Here is a 17,355-nt window from a genome sequence, read left to right as displayed (position 1 = left end):
CGGACTCAAGCAGTCCAGTGGACTGCTTGTGCCTGGCGAAGGACAGGGCCACTGGCCCTGGCATGTCCTCGGTCCCATCTCACACTTCCAGCCACTCCTTGCGGATGTAGGCATTGGCACGCAGGTCTGCCGGTGAGCCCTCGAAGACGATGCGGCCGTGGCCCATCACATAGCAGCGCTCGGAAATCTCCATCGCGATGGCCAGCTTCTGCTCGACCAGCAGCACCGCGATGCCGCGGTTCTTCAGCTCCTTGAGGTACTCGGCCACCAGCTCGACGATCTTGGGCGCCAGGCCCTCGGTGGGCTCGTCGATCATGATGAGGTCGGGGTCGCCCATCAGCGTGCGGCAGAGCGTCAACATCTGCTGCTCGCCACCGGACAGCACGCCGGCCTCGGTGTGCTGGCGCTCGCGCAGCCGCGGGAACATCTTGTACATGTCCTCGAAGCCCCAGCGCGGGTTCTTGGCTTTGGACTTCTGCCCCAGCATCAGGTTCTGGTGCACCGTCAGCTTGGGGAAGATGTCGCGGTTCTCGGGCACATAGCCCAGGCCCATGTGGGCGATCTCGTAGGCCTTGCGGCCGACCAGCTCCTGGTCGCCCCACATGACCGAGCCCTTGACGTCGACCTGGCCCATGATGGTCTTGACCGTCGTCGAGCGGCCGGCGCCGTTGCGGCCCAGCAGGCTGACGATCTCGCCGGGATTCACTTCCATGCTGACGCCGTGCAGCACATGGCTCTTGCCGTAGAAGGCGTGGACGTTGTCCAGCTTGAGGATTCTTCCTTGCGTCATGCTGCCGCCGCCTGTGTTTCCGCGAGCACCGAGCCCAGATAGGCCTCCTGCACCCGCGCATTCGCGCGCACGGCCTCCGGCGTGTCGAAGGCAATGACCTCACCGTAGACCAGCACGGCGATCTTGTCGGCCAGGCCGAAGACGACGCCCATGTCGTGCTCCACGGTCAGCAGGGTCTTGCCGACGGTCACGTCGCGGATCAGCTGGATGAAGCGCTTGGTCTCGCTCTTGCTCATGCCGGCCGTGGGTTCGTCCAGCAGGATGACGCTGGAGCCGCCGGCGATGGTGATGCCGATCTCCAGCGCCCGCGCCTCGGCATAGGTCAGGTTCATGGCCAGCACGTCGCGCTTGCGGTCGAGCTTGATCATCTCGAGGATCTGCTCGGTGCGGTCGTTGGCGTCCTCGAGGTCAGCGAGGAATTTCCAGAAGGCGTAGCGGTGGCCCAGGCTCCACAGCACGGCGCAGCGGATGTTCTCGAACACGCTCAAGCGCGTGAACAGGTTGGAGACCTGGAAGCTGCGCGACAGGCCCAGGCGATTGATCTCGTAGGGCTTCTTGCCGTCGATGCGCTGGCCGTGCAGATGGATCTCGCCCGAGGTCGGCGCGAAGCGGCCGCTGATCAGGTTGAACAGCGTGCTCTTGCCCGCACCGTTGGGGCCGATGATGGCGACGCGCTCACCCGCCTGCACGGCCAGGTTGGCGCCGCGGATGATCTCGCTCTTGCCGAAGCTCTTGCGCAGGTCGCGCAGTTCAAGCGCAAAGCTCATAGCGCTTCCCTCCGCTTGATCTCTTTTTCGATGTCTTCCTGGATCTCGCCCCACTCGTGCACATAGTGGCGGCGCACCAGCTCGAAAAGACCCGCACCGACGACGATGAGGAAGCCGGCACCGAACCAGGCATCCAGCGCGCCGCTGTTCAGCGTGGCGCCCATGAAGCGCAGCTCGGGGCCCAGGGCCTCGTTGAGCTGGCGGTGGTAGAGCATCTCGATCATGGTCGCCGCGCCGATCAGCGCCGCCAGCGCCGTACCGGCCAGCGCCAGATACGAGGTCCACAGTTTCTTCAGCTTGCCAAAGGCCGCCACGCGCAGGTTCATCAGGATGAGGCTGGCGAAGCCGCCCGGTGCGTACATGACCATGAACAGGAAGATCAGGCCGAGGTAGAGCAGCCAGGCCTTGGTCAGCTCCGACAGCAGCACGCCGCAGATGACCATCAGCACCGCGCCGATGATGGGGCCGAAGAAGAAGGTCGCGCCGCCCAGGAAAGTGAACAGCAGAAACGCCCCCGAGCGCGCCGCGTGCAGCACGTCGCTGCCGTTGACGATCTCGGCATTGATGGCGCCCAGGCCGCCCGCCACGCCGGCGAAGAAGCCCGAGATGGCGAAGGCCATGAAGCGCACCCAGTGGGTGTCGTAGCCGACGAACTCGACACGCTCGGGGTTGTCACGCACGGCGTTCAGCATGCGACCCAGCGGCGTGCGCGTCAGCGCGAACATGGCCGCCGTGCAGATGAAGCAGTAGACGGCGACGAGGTAGTAGACCTGGATCTGCGGACCGAAGCTGATGCCCATGAAGGGCTGGCCGATGACGCGGTTGCTGGACACGCCGCCCTCGCCGCCCGAGAACTCGGGCAGCATCAGCGTCAGCGCGAACACCAGTTCGCCGATGCCCAGCGTGATCATCGCGAACGGCGTGCCGGCCTTCTTCGTCGACACATAGCCCAGCAGCGCCGCGCAGACCAGCCCGGCCAAGCCGCCGACGAGGGGGATCAGGCTGACCGGAATGCCCAGCGTGCCGGCGCCGGCCAGGTTCAGCGCATGGATGGCGAGGAAGGCGCCCATGCCGCTGTAGACCGCATGACCGAAGCTGAGCATGCCGCCCTGCCCGAGCAGGATGTTGTAGGCCAGACAGGCGATGACGCCGATGCCCATCTGCGTGAGCATGGTCTGCGCCAGACCGGTGGTCCAAATGCGCGGGGCGACGAAGAGGATCAGGGCGAAGAAGCCCCATATGAACCAGCGCCCGACGTTGTGGGGCTTGAAATGGAAATCCTTGGACTTGCTCATCAGTCTTCCCGCGTGCCCAGCAGGCCCTTGGGCCGGAAGATCAGGATCAGCACCATCAGCAGATAGGGCAGGATGGGCGCCACCTCGGCCATCGTCAGGCGCAGCAGCGGGTAGCCCGGCGTGGCCTGGGTGACGGTGAAGCCGAGGCTGCCGAGCAGCGTGGCGAGCGAGCCGTTGATGGTCAGGGGCAGCGTCTGCAGCAGGCCCACCACGATGGAACCGACGAAGGCACCGGCCAGCGAGCCGATGCCGCCGACGACCACGACGACGAAGATGATGGCGCCGATGAAGGCGGCCATATTGGGCTCGGTCACGAAGGTGATGCCGCCGATGACGCCGGCCAGGCCGGCCAGCGCGCAGCCGCTGCCGAACACCAGCATCAGCACGCGCGGCACGTTGTGGCCCAGCGCCTCGACCATCTCGGGATGCGTCAGCGAGGCCTGGATGATCAGGCCGACGCGGGTGCGAGTCAGCAGCAGCCACAGCGCCAGCAGCATCAGCAGGGCCACCAGCATCATGAAGGCCTTGGTGGCCGGGAAGGTTGAGCAGTTGGCCAGCGCGCAGACCTCGGGCGAGGCCTTGCCCAGCACCAGGGACATGCCGTCCTGAGCGCGCGAAACGATGGTCAGGGCCGAGCCCTCCAGCAGCGCCGGCGGTGTGAACGTCACGGCGGTGCGGCCCCAGATCAGCTGCACCAGTTCCAGCACCACATAGGACAGGCCGAAGGTGATGAGCAGCTCCGGCACATGGCCGAACTTGTGCACCCGCCGCAGCGCCAGCCTCTCGAAGCCCGCGCCCAGCACGCCGACGGCCAGCGGCGCGAACAGCAGCGCCAGCCAGAAGCCCATGATGCCCACCAGCGAGTAGGCGACGTAGGCGCCGACCATGTAGAAGCTGGCGTGGGCGAAGTTCAACACGCCCATCATGCTGAAGATCAGCGTCAGGCCCGAGCTCAGCATGAAGAGCAGCAGGCCGGACGACAGGCCGTTCAGCAGATTGATGAAGACTTGATCCAAGACTCGATCCTCAGCGAAACCACGCTCCGGGCGGAGCCGGATTGCGTCGCGAGCAAGCCAAGGTTGGGCCGAAGCGCAGAGCCGTACACCCGTACGGCGAGCACTGCAGGCCCAAGATTGGTTTGCGCAGCAGCAAGACGGCTTAGCCCGGACGCTTCATCTGGCAGGAGGTCGGCGTCGACGACACATAGCTGTCGTACTGCTTCACCGGCGCCAGCGTCATGCCCGTCTTCTCGGGGCTGTAGGGGTATTTCGCATCGGCCTTCTGCCAGACCGAGATGAACAGCGGCTGCTGCAACTGGTGGTCGGTCTTGCGCATCGTCACTTCGCCGTTGAAGCTCTTGACGGACAAGCCCTCCATCGCCGCTGCGACCTTCACCGGGTCCGTCGACTTGGCGTTGGCCATGGCCTGGCTCAGCAGCGTGTAGATGTGCTGCACGCTGAGCGTGTACATGTCGTCGTTGAACTTCTTGTTGTACTCGTCGGCGTTCTTCTGTGCCTCGCCGCCCATGTTGTAGTGGCTGTAGGCCACCTGGAACACGCGGCCCGCGCCGCCCGTGCCCAGCGCCGTCGGCGTGCCGGTCACGCCGGTGTAGTAGGTGAAGAACTTGCCGTTGTAGCCCGCCTCGTTGGCAGCCTTGACGAGCAGGGCCAGGTCCGAGCCCCAGTTGCCGGTGATGACGGTGTCGGCGCCGCTGGCCTTGATTTTGGCGACATAGGGCGCGAAGTCGCGCACCTGGGCGAGCGGGTGCAGGTCCTCGCCGACGATCTGCACGTCGGGGCGCTTGCGGCCCAGCATCTCCTTGGCGTACTTGGCGACCTGGTGGCCGTGGGCGTAGTTCTGGTTCAGCAGGAAGACCTTCTTGACGTCGGCCTGGTCCTTCATGAAGGTCGTCAGCGCCTCCATCTTCATGGACGTGTCGGCGTCGAAGCGGAAGTGCCAGTAGCTGCACTTGCTGTTGGTCAGGTCGGGGTCCACCGCCGAGTAGTTCAGGTAGACGATTTCCTTGCCCGGGTTGCGCTCGTTGTGCTTTTGCACGGCGTCGCTCAGCGCCAGCGCGACGCTGGAGCCATTGCCTTGCATGATGTAGCGGATGCCCTGGTCGGCCGCGGCCTTCAGCAGGTTCAGCGACTCGGCGGGGCTGAGCTTGTTGTCGAAGGTGACGATCTCGAACTTCACGCCGGCGGGGTTGCTCTTGTTGAACTTCTCGCCGAGGAACTGGAAGGTCTTGACCTGGTTCTGACCCACCGGACCCATCAGGCCCGACAGCGCGTCGATATAGGCCAGCTTGACCGTCTCGCCCTTCTGGGCCTGGGCACCGGCGGCTGCCAGCACCAGCGTGGCGGCTGCGATCGCGCGCAGTGGGGAGCGGGTCGAAGTGATGTCGAACATGCTTGTCTCCTGTTGTGGGTCTGAATGTGAACGGAAGTTAATCGAGCCGGGTCGCGATGACGTCCCGTGCTTACCCGAGACAACTCAGGTCGTCGGCAGCTTGTGGCTCAGGAACTGGTCGCGCAGCTTGAGCTTCTGCACCTTGCCGGTGGCCGTGTGCGGAATCTCGGTGACGAAGACGACGTCGTCCGGGATTTGCCATTTGGCGATGCGCCCCTCGTAGAAGGCCAGCAGCTCCTCGCGCGTCACCGCCGCGTCGGGCTTCTTCACGACGACCAGCAGCGGCCTCTCGTCCCACTTGGGGTGGCGAGCCGCGATGACGGCAGCCTCGTGCACGGCCGGGTGGGCCATGGCGACGTTCTCGAGGTCGATGGAGGAGATCCACTCGCCGCCGGACTTGATGACGTCCTTGCTGCGATCGGTGATCTGCATGAAGCCGTCGGCATCGATGGTGGCCACGTCGCCGGTCGGGAACCAGCCGGGCTCGCCGTCCACGCTGACCAGCGGTGATTCGTCGTGGTTGAAGTAGCGGGAGATGACCCAGTGGCCGCGCACGACGAGATTGCCCGAGCTCTGCCCGTCCCAGGGCAGTGAGCGGCCCTCGTCGTCGATGATGGCCATGTCGACGCCGTAGACGACACGGCCCTGCTTCTCGAGCAGGCGCTGCTGCTGTTCAGCCGGCAGGTCGAGCTGGCGCGTCGTCAGCTTGGACAGCGTGCCCAGCGGCGACATCTCCGTCATGCCCCAGGCGTGGATGACCTCGACGCCATAGTCCTGCTGCAGCGACTTCATCATCGCCGGCGGGCAGGCCGAGCCGCCGATGACGGTGCGCTTGAAGCTGCTGAACTTCAGGTTGTTGGCCTTGACGTAGTTCAGCAGGCCCAGCCAGACCGTCGGCACGCCGGCGCTGAAGTTGACCTTCTCGGATTCGAACAGCTCGTACAGGCTCTTGCCGTCCAGGTGCGGCCCGGGCAGCACGAACTTGCAGCCGACGATGGCCGCGCTGTAGGGCAGGCCCCAGGCGTTCACATGGAACATCGGCACGACGGGCAGGATGACGTCGCGGCTGGAGCAGTCCATCGCATCCGGCAGGGCCGCGGCATAGGCATGCAGCACCGTGGAGCGGTGGCTGTAGACGGCGCCCTTGGGGTTGCCCGTGGTGCCCGACGTGTAACAGATGCTGGAAGCGGTGTTCTCGTCGAACTGCGGCCAGACATAGTCGCCGGTCTCGGCGGCGAGCAGGTCTTCGAAGCACAGCAGGTCGGGGATGGCCGTGCTGGCGGGCATGTGGGCCCGCGAGCTCATCAACACGAAGTGCTTCACCGTCTTCAGCGCCGGTGCGATCTTCTCGACCAGCGGCAGGAAGGTGGCGTCGAAACACAGGACACGGTCCTCGGCGTCGTTGGCGATCCAGACAATCTGCTCGGGGAAGAGGCGCGGGTTGATCGTGTGGCAGACCAGGGCCGAGCCCGAGCTGCCGTAGTAGATCTCCATGTGGCGGTGGCCATTCCAGGCCAGCGTCGCGACGCGGTCGCCGGACACGCAACCCAGGCGTGCAAAGGCCTGCGCGGCCTGGCGCGAACGGCGCGCCACCTCGCGCCAGTTGCTGCGGTGCAGGTCGCCCTCGACCCGCTTGCTGACGATCTCGGTCTCGCCCGAATGCCGCTCGGCGTGCTTCAGCAACGACGAGATCAGCAGCGGATCCGACATCATCCGGCCCATCAATGCCATGGTTGTCTCCTGGCGGTCTTATCGACCCAGTCTAGCCCCCGGTTCAGACACCTGAACGTCACAACCGCGACCCTCGGACCCCGGGGAAACACCCGGGTGAGCGAGGTAAAAGCCCCCCTCACTAAACTGGTGCGATGAACCACTTAGCCGGCCTCGCCTGGACCAATCGTTTCGCCACCCTGGGGCCCGACTTCTTCACCGAGCTGCGGGCCCAAGGCCTGCCCGACCCACACTGGGTGGCGCAAAGCGCAGCTTGCGCCCAGTTGCTGGGTTTGCCCGCCGACTGGGCCGCACGGGCCGAGGCGCTGGCCGCCTTGTCCGGCAATGGCGCCTGGCCCGGCATGCGGCCGCTGGCGTCGGTCTACAGCGGCCACCAGTTCGGCGTCTGGGCGGGCCAGCTCGGCGATGGCCGCGCGCTGTGGCTGGGCGAGCTCGACACGCCGAGCGGCCCACAGGAGCTGCAGCTCAAGGGCGGTGGCCAGACGCCCTACTCCCGGCGCGGCGACGGCCGCGCGGTGCTGCGCTCGTCCATCCGCGAATTCCTCTGCTCTGAAGCCATGGCCGCACTCGGCGTGCCGACGACGCGCGCGCTGTGCATCACCGGTTCGCGCCTGCCCGTCATCCGCGAGACGGTCGAGACCGCTGCCATCGTGACCCGCGTCGCGCCCAGCTTCGTGCGTTTCGGCCATTTCGAGCATTTCGCCCACCACGACCAGCTCGACGCGCTGAAGCGCCTGACGGACTGGTTCATCGCCCACCACGCCCCTGAATGCGCCGACGCGCCCGAGCCCGCCGTCGCGCTGCTTCGGCACGTGTCGCTGCAGACCGCTGACCTGATCGCCCATTGGCAGTCCATCGGTTTCTGTCACGGCGTCATGAACACGGACAACATGTCCATGCTCGGCCTGACGCTGGACTACGGCCCCTTCGGCTTCATGGATGCCTTCGACCCCGGCCACATCTGCAACCACAGCGACGACCGCGGCCGCTATGCCTATGCGCGCCAGCCAGCGGTGGCGTTCTGGAATCTGCATGCACTGGCCCAGGCCCTGGTGCCGCTGCTGGAGGGTGAGCAGGAAGCCGCCGGCGAGCGCCTGCTGGAGGCCGTGGAGGCCTACCGCGAGCGCTTCGCCAGCCAGATGCTGGGCCGGCTGCGCGCCAAGCTCGGCCTCGACGGCGAAGAGGCCGGCGACCAGGCCCTGGCCGACGACTTCCTGAAGCTGATGGCGGCATCGCGCGCCGACTTCACGCAGAGCTTTCGCCGCCTGTCACGCGCGCAGTCCACGCCCGAACCGCTGCGCGACCTCTTCATCGACCGCGAGGCGCTGGACGCCTGGCTGGCCCGCTGGCGCACGCGCGTCGCCCCGGGCGCCGAGGTGCAGATGCTGGCCGTCAACCCGGCCGTCGTGCTGCGCAATCACCTGGCCGAGGGCGCCATCCGCGCCGCCCAGCAGAACGATTTCACGGAGATCGAACGACTGCTGAAAGTTCTGAGCCGCCCGTTCGACGAACCCGCAGTCCCCAGCGACGCGGCCCTGCCGCCCGACTGGGCCCAAAGCCTCGAAGTGTCCTGTTCATCATGAGCCACGATTCCAGCAAGACCTACCCCGTCCAGAAGACCGACGCCGAATGGCGCGAGCAACTGGACGCCACGCAATACCAGGTCGCCCGCCACGCGGGCACCGAGCGTGCCTTCAGCGGCAAGTATTGGGACCACTTCCAGGACGGCCACTACAACTGCATCGGCTGCGGCACGCCGCTGTTCGAGGCCGACACCAAGTTCGACGCCGGCTGCGGCTGGCCGAGCTACTGGGCGCCGGTCAACAGCGAGGTCATCGAACGCATCGTCGACCGCAGCCACGGCATGGTGAGAGTCGAAGTGAGATGCAACAAATGTGGCAGCCATCTCGGCCATGTCTTCCCGGACGGCCCCGAGCCGACGGGAGAGCGTTACTGCATCAACTCGGCCTCCATCGATTTCGTCAAGGACAATCCGGGCGCATGAAGTTATTGCTCGATTTCCTGCCGCTGATCCTGTTCTTCGTCGCCTTCAAGGGCGCCGAAGGCAACCCGGACGCCGCCGCCGCCTTCGCGACCCAGCATTTCGGTTTTCTCGTCCAGGGCGGTGTCGTCGGCCCGCAGGAAGCGCCGGTGCTGCTGGCCACCGTCGTCGTCATGATCGCGACGCTGGCCCAGGCGGCCATCCTCAAGGCCCGTGGCAAGAAGATCGACCTGATGCTGTGGATCAGCCTGGCCCTGGTCGTCGTGCTGGGCGGCGCCACGATCTGGTTTCACAACGAGACCTTCATCAAGTGGAAGCCCACCGGCCTGTACTGGGCCATGGCGCTGACGCTGTGGATCTCGCAGGCATGGTTCGGCAAGAACCTGATCCAGTCCATGCTGGGCGCCGAGCTCGCCCTGCCCGACCTGATCTGGCTCAAGCTCAACCGCGCCTGGGTGCTGTTCTTCGCCGCGATGGGGGTGGTCAACCTCTATGTGGCCTATCACTTCTCGACTTCGGCCTGGGCCAACTTCAAGGTGTTCGGCGTGACCGGCCTCATCGTGCTGTTCACGCTGGCCCAGGGGCTCTACCTCGGCAAGCACCTGCCGCCGGAAGAGGACAGCAAGACATGAGCATCGCTACAGAGATCGATGCCCGCCTGCGCGCCGAACTGGCACCGCTGGAACTCAGCATCCGCGACGACAGCGCCCAGCACGCCGGCCATGCCGGCGCCCGCGAAGGCGGTCACTTTCATGTGGCTGTCGTGTCGGATCGCTTTACCGGCCTGCAAAGATTGGCCCGCCACCGCCTCGTTTATCATTGTTTGTCCGACCTGATGCAGCGCGGTATCCACGCGCTGGCCATCGACGCCCGCGCTCCGGGTGAACCCTGATCCAGGTCGAGCGTGATGGAACCGCGCGCCCCGCACCGGGCGCGATTTTTTTAGCCTGACTCAAATTCCCCACCCATGAAGAAGCTTGCGCTCGCCGCCGTTGTCGCGGCCACCTTCTCGGCTCTCGTGCCGGCTGTCGCAACCGCGCAGAACATCGCCACCGTCAACGGCAAGGCCGTGCCCAAGGCGCGCGTCGAAACGCTGATCCAGCAGGTCACCAAGAGCGGCCAGCAGCAGCGCTCGCCCGAACTGGAAGCCCAGGTCAAGGACGAAGTCGTTCGCCGCGAGATCTTCATCCAGGAAGCCGAGAAGCGCGGCGTTCCCCAGACGTCCGACTACAAGACCCAGATGGACCTGGCCCGCCAGATGCTGCTGATCCGCGGCCTGATGGAAGACTTCAAGACCAAGAACCCGGTCAGCGACGCCGACGCCCAGGTCGAGTACGACAAGTTCAAGACCGCCAACACCGGCAGCGAATACCGCGCCCGCCACATCCTGGTCGAGAAGGAAGAAGACGCCAAGGCCCTGATCGCGCAGATCAAGGGTGGCGCCAATTTCGAGGAACTGGCCAAGAAGAACTCCAAGGACACCGGCTCCGCTGCCAACGGCGGCGACCTGGACTTCGCCAACCCGAACAACTTCGTGCCCGAATTCAGCAAGGCCATGGTCGCGCTGGAAAAGGGCCAGATGACGCAGGAGCCGGTGAAGAGCCAGTTCGGCTATCACATCATCAAGCTCGAAGACACCCGCGCCGCCACCTTCCCGGCCTTCGACGACGTCAAGGCCCAGATCAAGCAGCGCATCGAGCAGCAGAAGATGGCCGAGTTCCAGCAAGGCCTGGTCGAGAAGGCCAAGACCGACTACAAGTTCAGCAAGTAAACCGCCGAGCGGTTCGCTTCTGCCAAGACCCGCTCCGGCGGGTCTTTTGCCATCTGGACCCGATCAAACCATGTCCGACGCCCTCAGCACCCGCCTCGTCCACGCCACCGGCGGCGACCGCCAATCCGGCGGCGTCCATCCGCCCGTGCACCCCTCGGTGCAGTACGCCTACGAGAAGGTCGAGGACCTGATCGCCGTCTTCCAGGGCAAGAGCAAGGGCAGCTTCAACTACGCCCGCCAAGGCACGCCGACCACCGCCGCGCTCGAGGCTGTCGTCACCGAGCTGGAAGGCGGCGTCGGCACCATCAGCTTCGCCACTGGCATGGCGGCCCTGAGCGCCCTCTTCCTGACGCTGCTCAAGGCCGGCGACCATCTCGTCACCAGCTCGCGCATCTTCGGCAATACCAACAGCTTCCTGCAGACGCTGGAAGGCCTGGGGGTGGCCATCAGCCGCGTCGACGCAGGCCAAGCCGCCGCCGTCCAGGCCGCACTGCGACCCGAGACGCGCATGGTCTTCGTCGAGACCATCGCCAACCCCAGCACCCGCATCCCCGACCTCGAAGGCATAGGCACGCTGTGCCGCGAGCGTGGCCTGCTCTATGTGGTCGACAACACCGTCACCTCGCCAGCCCTGTGCCAGCCGCGCCGCTTTGGCGCCGGCCTGGTCATGAACTCGCTGACCAAGACGCTGGCCGGCCACGGCGAGGCGCTGGGCGGCGCCGTCACCGACACCGGCTGCTTCGACTGGTCGAGCTATCCCAACATCTTCCCCGCCTACCGCCAGGGCGACCCGCGCGGCTGGGGCCTGCAGCAGATCCGCAAGAAGGGCCTGCGCGACATGGGCGGCACGCTGTCCAGCGGTGCCGCCCACCGCATCCTCGTCGGCGCCGAGACGCTGACGCTGCGCCTGCAGCGCAGCAGCGATACGGCCCTCACGCTGGCCCGCCACCTGGCGGCTCATGCAGCCGTCGAGCGCGTTCACTACCCGATGCTCGAAGGCCACCCCGAGCACCAACGCGCGCGGGATTGGTTCGGCAGCGGCTCCTGGATGCTGAGCTTCGAGCTGCGCGACCCCGAACGCCTCGTCGAGGTGCTGAACCGCCTGCGCCTGCCGCTCAAGGCCACCGGCCTGGCTGACACGCGCACGCTGATCATCCCGGTGGCACCGACGATCTTCTGGGAAATGGGCGCCGAGGCACGCGCTGCCATGGGCATTGCCGAAGGGCTGGTGCGGCTGTCGGTGGGCCTGGAAGCGGCCGAAGACCTGATTGCCGACTTCGACCAGGCGCTAGGCGGCTAATCGGCCAGCTTCGATGCGCAGTTGGCGCTCGCAGCGCGCCGCGATCTCGCGATCGTGGGTGACCAGCACCAGCGTCGTGCCGGCCTCGCGGTTCAGTTCGAACATCAGCTCCATCACCGAAGCGCCGGTCGCGAAGTCCAGGCTGCCCGTCGGTTCGTCCGCCAGCAGCAGGGCCGGGCGCAGCACGAAGGCGCGCGCCAGCGCCACGCGCTGCTGCTCGCCGCCCGACAGCACGCGCGGATAGTGGCCCAGGCGTTCGCCCAGGCCGACGCGGGCCAGCATGGCTGACGCCTGCTCGCGGGCATCGCGCGCACCGCGCAGCTCCAGCGGCAGCATGACGTTCTCCAGCGCCGTCAGATTCGGCAGCAGCTGGAAGCTCTGGAAGACAAAGCCCAGCTCGCGGGCGCGTACGGCGGCGCGCTGATCCTCGTCCAGCGTGAAGAGGTCCTGGCCGCGCAGCTTGACGGTGCCGCTGCTGGGCGTGTCCAGACCAGCCAGGATGGCCAGCAGCGTGCTCTTGCCCGAACCGGAAGCACCGACGATGGCCACCGACTCCTGCGCGGTCAGCTCGAAGCTGATGTCATGCAGAATCGTCAGCTCTCCGGTCGCGTCGCGCACGCGCTTGGTGATCTGGTCAACTTGAACAAGGGCTTCGGGCATGTCGGGACTGCGGCGGCGATGGGTGTTGGCGCACTTTAGCCTGGGGGTGCTGGCCAGCCTCTCGTCAGGGATCTCAGGGGCGGCCGCGGCCGCCGAGGCGCCCATCATCCTGGTCGTCGGCGACAGCCTGTCGGCCGAATACGGCCTGAAGGCCGGCGACGGCTGGGTGGCCCTGCTGCAAAAGCGCCTGGCCGAGCAGAAGAAGCCGCATCGCGTCGTCAATGCCAGCATCAGCGGCGACACGACCTCGGGCGGGCGCAGCCGCTTGCCGATCGCCTTGCGCACGCACAAGCCGGCCATCGTCATTCTTGAGCTCGGCGGCAACGACGCGTTGCGTGGCCTGCCGCTGGCAAGCACGCGCGACAACCTGCTGGCGATGGCGCGCGCGGCCCAGGAGGCCGGCGCCAAGGTGGTGATCGCCGGCATGCAGGTGCCGCCCAACTACGGCACCGCCTACGGCAAGGAATTTGCCGACCTGTTCGAGCAGGTCGCCAAGCAGACCCGCGCCGCCTTCGTGCCCTTTCTGCTCAAGGGCGTGGCAGACCGGGCGGACGCGATGGACTGGTTCCAGGGCGACCGCATCCACCCGCTGGGCAAGGCGCATCCGCTGATGCTGGACAACGTCTGGCCAGCGCTCAAACCGCTGCTCTAGCGCTCGTTCTCTTTCTTGTCGCCGCGCTTGTCCTGACGCACCGGCACGCCGTCCTGGCGGCCGCGCTGCGGGCCTTCGTCGCGCGGCTGGGCACGAGGTTGGGCCTGCGGCTGCGGTTGTGGCTGCTGCTGCTGCAGCGGCACCTGCACACGCTGAGGCTCGGGCTGCGCCGTGCGGCGCTGTTGCTCGTCGCGGCGTTGCTGCATCTCACGTTGCTGGGCTTCGCGCTGCTGCATGTCGCGTTGCTGCGCTTCGCGCTGCTGGGCATCCCGCTGCTGCGCCTCGCGCTGCTGCATTTCCTCGCGGCGCTGCTGCATCTCGCGCTGCTGGGCCTCGCGGTGCTGTGCGTCGCGTTGCTGCATGTCGCGCTGTTGCGCCTCACGCTGCTGCGCTTCACGTTGCTGCTGCTGTTGCTGTTGCTGTTGCTGCTGTTGTTGTTGCTGTTGCTGCTGCACGTCGCGCTGCTGCGCTTCGCGTTGCTGCTGCGCGCGCCAGGGCATGTTGTCGCCACCCCGCTGCGGCTGCTCCAGGCCCGGGCGGGGCTGAGGCTGCTGCTGCGGCTGGGCCACCTGAGGCTGCGGCACGACGACCGGAGCCGCCGGCTGCGCCACCGCAGGCACATGTGCCTGGGGCTGCGGCTCGGCGCCACGCGGGTCACGGCGCAGCGGCAACTGGCCTTCGCTGCGCCAGCCCATATTGCCCTCGGGCGGGCGGGTGCGGCGCGGCAGCTCGGCCTCGGGCGGCCGGGTCGGCGCCGCCGGCAGCACGGCCGCCAGATCGCCACGGCCCGGCGCGGTGGGCAGCGGGCGGTTCCAGCCCGGCTCGGGGCGACGGTCGGGGCCGCGCACCGGCATGGGCTGGATGGCCGCACCCGGCGCCGGCAGCGTGCTGACGGCCGCCGGCACATCGCGGTAGCGGTGCGGGCGTTGCACGGTGACGGGGTCACGCACATCGCGCGGATCGTTGATGCGGTTCACATAGCGCGGGCTGTGGTGGTAGCCCGGCCGGTAGACCTCGCGCGGTGCGAGCGGATACCAGCCATAGCGCGGCGGCGCCGGGCGGCCGCCCACGCTGATGCCGACGCTGACGGAACCGCCGCCCACCCACCCGACCAGCGCGGGCGCATAGACGGGGCGATGCACATAGGAGCCCGGCGCCCAGCACCAGCGCCCACCCCAGCTGACCCAGCGGCCGTAGTGGAAGGGGGCGAAGCCCCAGGGCGTGTCGTCGACCCAGGTCCAGCCCCAGTGTCGCGACCAGGTCCAGCGGCCATAGCGGTAGGGCGCCCAGTCGGCAACGGCGATGGTGGTCGGGATCCAGACCGTGCCGTACTCGGGGGCGGTCTCCCAGCGGCCATAACGGTCCAGATCCTCGGCGCCTGTCATCTCGGGAGAGACATAGCGGGCGACGGGACGGTCACCTTCTTCCCGGTTCTCGGCCAGCACCCAGTCGCCGAAGCCGTCGCTGAACAGCGGGCCGCGCTCGGCGCGCGGGCCGTCGGGCCACCACAGCTCCACCTGTTCGCCCGTGCCCAGCAGCACCGGCGAGGCGGAACGGGCCCACTCGAAGCGCATGCGGCCTTGCCAGACATAGACCTTGCTGCCGCGGTCGAGCTGCTCCACGCGATAGAGGCCCTCGCGTTCGGGCTGGGCCGTACCTTCGCGGGTGCGCAAACGTGTCTCGGCGACGTTCTCGGGGTTGCGCAGGCGCAGCGCGACGTCACCGCGGTCAAGCTGCAGCAGGGTCTGGCCCTCGTCGAGCTGGCTCAGCTCGAGGTCGCTGCGTTCGTCGACCCAGATGGTCGTCGAGCCGGCACGCAGGCTGATGCGGGCGCGCTCGTCGGTGCGCACGCGGTCACCCTCGCCCACCGTCTGGTTGCGCAGCAGGCGCGTCCATTCGCGGGTGTCGTGGTCGAACAGCCAGGCGTCGCCGACAACGCTGACGACGCGGGCCGCACGGGTCGGTGGGTCGCGGTCGGTGTCCTGCGCCTTGACGGCCGGCGCAATGGCGATCAGCAGCGTCAGGGCCAGCATGCGCCAGCTGCGGCGGTTCAGGACAAGCTTGGATTCAATGGACGTGGTCATGAGCCAATGCTCCTTTTCGCCTGCGCAACGCGCAAGCCCCGGGTGCGGTGCACCGCGCTTACAAGTGTTTCCATCTCTCAATCGTCGTCGGACGATGGATCGAGGTCGGGGAACAGCACGGACGTGAAACCAAAGCGCGTGAAATCGGTGACGCGCATCGGGTAGAGGACGCCGTCCAGATGGTCGCACTCATGCTGCACGACGCGGGCATGGAAGCCGTCGGCGATGCGGTCGATGGGGGCGCCATCGGCATCGAAGCCGGTGTAGCGGATGCGCTCGTCGCGTTCGACGACGCCGCGCAGCCCGGGCACCGACAGGCAGCCCTCCCAGCCCTCGGTGCGGCCGCCGTCCAGCACTTCGATGGTCGGGTTGATCAGCACCGTCGGCGGCACCGGCGGTGCGTCGGGGTAGCGCACATTCTTCGTGTAGCCAAAGATGACCAGCCGCAGGTCCACGCCGATCTGCGGCGCCGCCAGGCCGGCGCCGTTGGCGGCGGCCATGGTCTCGAACATGTCGGCGATCAAGGCCTTCAACTCGGGCGTGCCGAACGCGGCCACCGGTTGGGCAACCCGCAGCAAGCGCGGGTCGCCCATCTTCAGAATCTCGTGAACGGCCAAGCGGGCCTCCTTGGGCTATCGTGAGTATCGATTCTTGCAAACGCCCTCCATGCTGCCCGATTTCCTCGAAGACCTTGGCCACGGCATCTACGCCATCGACACCGGCTTCCAGCGCCCGCGCTTCGATGCCGCCTATCTGATGGTCGAGGACGGCCGCGCCGCCTTCATCGACACCGGCACCAACCACGCGGTGCCGCGCCTGCTCGCTTCCTTGACGGCGCTGGGCCTGACGCCGGCCTCGGTGGACTGGGTGATTCCGACGCATGTCCACCTCGACCATGCCGGCGGCGTCGGTCTGCTGATGCAGTCCCTGCCCCAGGCCCGCGCCCTCGTCCACCCGCGCGGCCTGCGCCACATGGTCGATCCCAAGGCGCTGTGGCTGGGCGCGCTGGCCGTCTACGGCGATGAGGAGATGCAGCGCAGCTACGGCAAGCTCGTGCCGGTGCCCGCCGAGCGGGCCGAGGCCAGCCATGACGAGCAGGTCATCTCGCTCGCCGGCCGGCCGCTTCGACTCATCGACAGCCCGGGCCACGCCAAGCACCACCACGCCATCTGGGACGCGCGGAGCCGCAGCTGGTTCACCGGCGACACCTTCGGCCTGTCCTACCGGGCCTTCGACGTCGACGGCCGCGCCTGGATCCTGCCGACCAGCACGCCGGTGCAGTTCGAACCCGAGGCCCTGAAGGCCACCGTCGCGCGCCTGCTGGCCGCCGAGCCGTTGGCCATGCAGGTCACGCACTACGGGCGCATCGGCGGCTCGGTGGCGGAGGTGCAGCGGCTGGCGGCCGTGATGCTGGAACAGGTCGACGAGATGGTCGCCCTGGCCCAGTTGCTGAAAGACGTGCCGGACCGCCACGAAACGCTCAAGGGCGGCCTGCTGGCCGCCTACCTGGCCCGCGTGCAAGGCCACGGCTACCGCGGTGACATGGCGGCGGCCGCAGACTGGCTCGCGCTGGATGCCGAGCTGAATGCCCAAGGCCTCGAGGTGATGCTCGACCGCCCGGCTCGCTGACGGGGCGACTTGCCCCGGCGCGGTGCATCTCGCCGCACCGCGGCAGTGCCATGGGGCACCGGCGCACGGGCGTTCTCATGGAAAGCGGCTTTTGAGCAAAACAGGCACGCGTCTTGCGTTGAACTGAGCGGAGCCCGCGCCGCAGCGGCCTCCCATCGCCAACGACGGCGAATCTCAGCGCTCAAGCGCACCCGCTGGCCCCGCCCGACAGACAGCTGTTCGCGGGGCCTTCTCTTTTGCACCACCGACCTGGCCGCCCACGGCC

At 67.4% G+C, this 17,355-nt stretch carries 17 protein-coding genes; 8 read left to right on the top strand and 9 right to left on the bottom strand.

The genetic code is table 11. From position 1 onward, the window contains the following. Nucleotides 1-79: 79 nt before the first annotated feature. From AC1D2H_RS18870 to AC1D2H_RS18845, 6 genes are all read right to left on the bottom strand, one after another. Complete coding sequence (locus AC1D2H_RS18870) at nucleotides 80-790, bottom strand: ABC transporter ATP-binding protein (protein ID WP_477929463.1); 711 nt, start codon at nucleotides 788-790, stop codon at nucleotides 80-82. Further along, nucleotides 787-1,557 carry an ABC transporter ATP-binding protein gene (locus AC1D2H_RS18865; protein WP_477929461.1) on the bottom strand — a complete coding sequence of 257 codons (771 nt, stop codon included), beginning with the start codon at nucleotides 1,555-1,557 and terminating at the stop codon, nucleotides 787-789. The genes AC1D2H_RS18870 and AC1D2H_RS18865 overlap by 4 nt, the downstream gene beginning before the upstream one ends. After that, nucleotides 1,554-2,852 carry a branched-chain amino acid ABC transporter permease gene (locus AC1D2H_RS18860; RefSeq protein ID WP_478012033.1) on the bottom strand — a complete coding sequence of 433 codons (1,299 nt, stop codon included), beginning with the start codon at nucleotides 2,850-2,852 and terminating at the stop codon, nucleotides 1,554-1,556. Before AC1D2H_RS18860 ends, AC1D2H_RS18865 begins: the two co-directional genes overlap by 4 nt. Further along, complete coding sequence (locus AC1D2H_RS18855; protein ID WP_478012066.1) at nucleotides 2,852-3,811, bottom strand: branched-chain amino acid ABC transporter permease; 960 nt, start codon at nucleotides 3,809-3,811, stop codon at nucleotides 2,852-2,854. Before AC1D2H_RS18855 ends, AC1D2H_RS18860 begins: the two co-directional genes overlap by 1 nt. Nucleotides 3,812-4,010: 199 nt before the next feature. Next, a complete protein-coding gene (locus tag AC1D2H_RS18850; protein WP_477929457.1) occupies nucleotides 4,011-5,261 on the bottom strand; it encodes a branched-chain amino acid ABC transporter substrate-binding protein in 1,251 nt (416 codons plus the stop codon). Between the two features lie 84 nt (nucleotides 5,262-5,345). Beyond that, nucleotides 5,346-6,992 (bottom strand): 3-(methylthio)propionyl-CoA ligase, encoded by a 1,647-nt coding sequence (locus AC1D2H_RS18845; RefSeq protein WP_478012032.1) that lies wholly within the window; start codon nucleotides 6,990-6,992, stop codon nucleotides 5,346-5,348. 134 nt (nucleotides 6,993-7,126) lie between these two features. Between AC1D2H_RS18845 and AC1D2H_RS18840 the strand changes: the two genes are divergently transcribed. The 6 genes from AC1D2H_RS18840 (at nucleotide 7,127) to AC1D2H_RS18815 (ending at nucleotide 12,065) form a co-directional block, all read left to right on the top strand. After that, nucleotides 7,127-8,575: a protein adenylyltransferase SelO gene (locus tag AC1D2H_RS18840; protein WP_478012031.1), complete on the top strand. Its 1,449-nt coding sequence runs from the start codon at nucleotides 7,127-7,129 to the stop codon at nucleotides 8,573-8,575. After that, entirely contained in the window at nucleotides 8,572-8,997 is a 426-nt protein-coding gene (msrB, locus tag AC1D2H_RS18835) for a peptide-methionine (R)-S-oxide reductase MsrB (RefSeq protein ID WP_478012030.1), read from the top strand. Before AC1D2H_RS18840 ends, msrB begins: the two co-directional genes overlap by 4 nt. Then, on the top strand, nucleotides 8,994-9,626 hold the full coding sequence (locus tag AC1D2H_RS18830; protein ID WP_477929448.1) for a septation protein A: 633 nt from the start codon (nucleotides 8,994-8,996) through the stop codon (nucleotides 9,624-9,626). Before msrB ends, AC1D2H_RS18830 begins: the two co-directional genes overlap by 4 nt. Beyond that, on the top strand, nucleotides 9,623-9,886 hold the full coding sequence (locus AC1D2H_RS18825; RefSeq protein ID WP_477929446.1) for a BolA family protein: 264 nt from the start codon (nucleotides 9,623-9,625) through the stop codon (nucleotides 9,884-9,886). The genes AC1D2H_RS18830 and AC1D2H_RS18825 overlap by 4 nt, the downstream gene beginning before the upstream one ends. Before the next feature lie 75 nt (nucleotides 9,887-9,961). Then, a complete protein-coding gene (locus AC1D2H_RS18820; RefSeq protein WP_477929444.1) occupies nucleotides 9,962-10,765 on the top strand; it encodes a peptidylprolyl isomerase in 804 nt (267 codons plus the stop codon). Nucleotides 10,766-10,835: 70 nt separating this feature from the next. After that, a complete protein-coding gene (locus AC1D2H_RS18815; protein WP_478012029.1) occupies nucleotides 10,836-12,065 on the top strand; it encodes a cystathionine gamma-synthase family protein in 1,230 nt (409 codons plus the stop codon). Here the strand turns inward: AC1D2H_RS18815 and AC1D2H_RS18810 are convergent. Further along, on the bottom strand, nucleotides 12,054-12,725 hold the full coding sequence (locus tag AC1D2H_RS18810) for an ABC transporter ATP-binding protein (protein ID WP_477929440.1): 672 nt from the start codon (nucleotides 12,723-12,725) through the stop codon (nucleotides 12,054-12,056). The genes AC1D2H_RS18815 and AC1D2H_RS18810 overlap by 12 nt on opposite strands. Between AC1D2H_RS18810 and AC1D2H_RS18805 the strand changes: the two genes are divergently transcribed. Next, nucleotides 12,724-13,377 carry an arylesterase gene (locus AC1D2H_RS18805; RefSeq protein WP_478012028.1) on the top strand — a complete coding sequence of 218 codons (654 nt, stop codon included), beginning with the start codon at nucleotides 12,724-12,726 and terminating at the stop codon, nucleotides 13,375-13,377. The genes AC1D2H_RS18810 and AC1D2H_RS18805 overlap by 2 nt on opposite strands. Here AC1D2H_RS18805 and AC1D2H_RS18800 read toward each other — a convergent pair. Further along, entirely contained in the window at nucleotides 13,374-15,461 is a 2,088-nt protein-coding gene (locus AC1D2H_RS18800; protein ID WP_478012027.1) for a DUF6600 domain-containing protein, read from the bottom strand. The genes AC1D2H_RS18805 and AC1D2H_RS18800 overlap by 4 nt on opposite strands. 77 nt (nucleotides 15,462-15,538) lie before the next feature. Continuing rightward, nucleotides 15,539-16,078: a peptide deformylase gene (def, locus tag AC1D2H_RS18795; protein ID WP_477929434.1), complete on the bottom strand. Its 540-nt coding sequence runs from the start codon at nucleotides 16,076-16,078 to the stop codon at nucleotides 15,539-15,541. Nucleotides 16,079-16,112: 34 nt separating this feature from the next. On the opposite strand from def, the gene AC1D2H_RS18790 reads away from it, so the two are divergent. Further along, nucleotides 16,113-17,090 carry an MBL fold metallo-hydrolase gene (locus AC1D2H_RS18790; RefSeq protein WP_478012026.1) on the top strand — a complete coding sequence of 326 codons (978 nt, stop codon included), beginning with the start codon at nucleotides 16,113-16,115 and terminating at the stop codon, nucleotides 17,088-17,090. The last annotated feature ends 265 nt before the right edge of the window (nucleotides 17,091-17,355 follow it).

The organism is Roseateles sp. P1_C1_2 (assembly GCF_056406535.1).
Note: the sequence above shows the minus strand (reverse complement) of the source record. Positions and strands in the feature narration are given on the sequence as shown.

Bases quoted from the DNA above. Each gene is read 5' to 3' on its own strand.
- AC1D2H_RS18870 (WP_477929463.1), bottom strand. From the start codon at position 790: ATGACGCAAGGAAGAATCCTCAAGCTGGACAACGTCCACGCCTTCTAC.
- AC1D2H_RS18865 (WP_477929461.1), bottom strand. From the start codon at position 1,557: ATGAGCTTTGCGCTTGAACTGCGCGACCTGCGCAAGAGCTTCGGCAAG.
- AC1D2H_RS18860 (WP_478012033.1), bottom strand. From the start codon at position 2,852: ATGAGCAAGTCCAAGGATTTCCATTTCAAGCCCCACAACGTCGGGCGC.
- AC1D2H_RS18855 (WP_478012066.1), bottom strand. From the start codon at position 3,811: ATGCTGAGCTCGGGCCTGACGCTGATCTTCAGCATGATGGGCGTGTTG.
- AC1D2H_RS18850 (WP_477929457.1), bottom strand. From the start codon at position 5,261: ATGTTCGACATCACTTCGACCCGCTCCCCACTGCGCGCGATCGCAGCC.
- AC1D2H_RS18845 (WP_478012032.1), bottom strand. From the start codon at position 6,992: ATGGCATTGATGGGCCGGATGATGTCGGATCCGCTGCTGATCTCGTCG.
- AC1D2H_RS18840 (WP_478012031.1), top strand. From the start codon at position 7,127: ATGAACCACTTAGCCGGCCTCGCCTGGACCAATCGTTTCGCCACCCTG.
- msrB (WP_478012030.1), top strand. From the start codon at position 8,572: ATGAGCCACGATTCCAGCAAGACCTACCCCGTCCAGAAGACCGACGCC.
- AC1D2H_RS18830 (WP_477929448.1), top strand. From the start codon at position 8,994: ATGAAGTTATTGCTCGATTTCCTGCCGCTGATCCTGTTCTTCGTCGCC.
- AC1D2H_RS18825 (WP_477929446.1), top strand. From the start codon at position 9,623: ATGAGCATCGCTACAGAGATCGATGCCCGCCTGCGCGCCGAACTGGCA.
- AC1D2H_RS18820 (WP_477929444.1), top strand. From the start codon at position 9,962: ATGAAGAAGCTTGCGCTCGCCGCCGTTGTCGCGGCCACCTTCTCGGCT.
- AC1D2H_RS18815 (WP_478012029.1), top strand. From the start codon at position 10,836: ATGTCCGACGCCCTCAGCACCCGCCTCGTCCACGCCACCGGCGGCGAC.
- AC1D2H_RS18805 (WP_478012028.1), top strand. From the start codon at position 12,724: ATGTCGGGACTGCGGCGGCGATGGGTGTTGGCGCACTTTAGCCTGGGG.
- AC1D2H_RS18810 (WP_477929440.1), bottom strand. From the start codon at position 12,725: ATGCCCGAAGCCCTTGTTCAAGTTGACCAGATCACCAAGCGCGTGCGC.
- AC1D2H_RS18800 (WP_478012027.1), bottom strand. From the start codon at position 15,461: ATGACCACGTCCATTGAATCCAAGCTTGTCCTGAACCGCCGCAGCTGG.